The organism is Bacillus sp. SIMBA_031 (genome assembly GCF_046535225.1).
Taxonomy (GTDB): domain Bacteria; phylum Bacillota; class Bacilli; order Bacillales; family Bacillaceae; genus Bacillus; species Bacillus velezensis.
On sequence record NZ_JAWRXC010000280.1, the window covers coordinates 1 to 269 of the forward strand.

The 269-nt window shown below is 38.3% G+C and carries 1 protein-coding gene; it reads left to right on the top strand.

The window, feature by feature from the left end; translation table 11 throughout:
- On the top strand, positions 1 to 269 hold a 269-nt coding region (locus SB724_RS20325; RefSeq protein WP_410572680.1), incomplete at both ends, for a pirin family protein.

Sequence of the window (269 nt, forward strand, 5' to 3'; positions counted from 1 at the left end):
GGCGACAAGGTTTTTTAGGAAAAGGACATAAAGCATTAAATGTATTGGAAAATATTTCTTATCAGGAATCTGATCCATTTATTGTATTTATGGATGATGATATGAATCTTCCCGGTGGACCTCCGGTAGGCGGACCTCATCCCCATGCAGGAATTGAAACATTAACTCTCGTTTTAAACGGTGACGAAAGAGATCTGTTAACCGGAAGTCTTGAAATAATGAGTGCAGGTAAAGGTATTATTCACACGGAAGAAATCTCTACAGAAAAG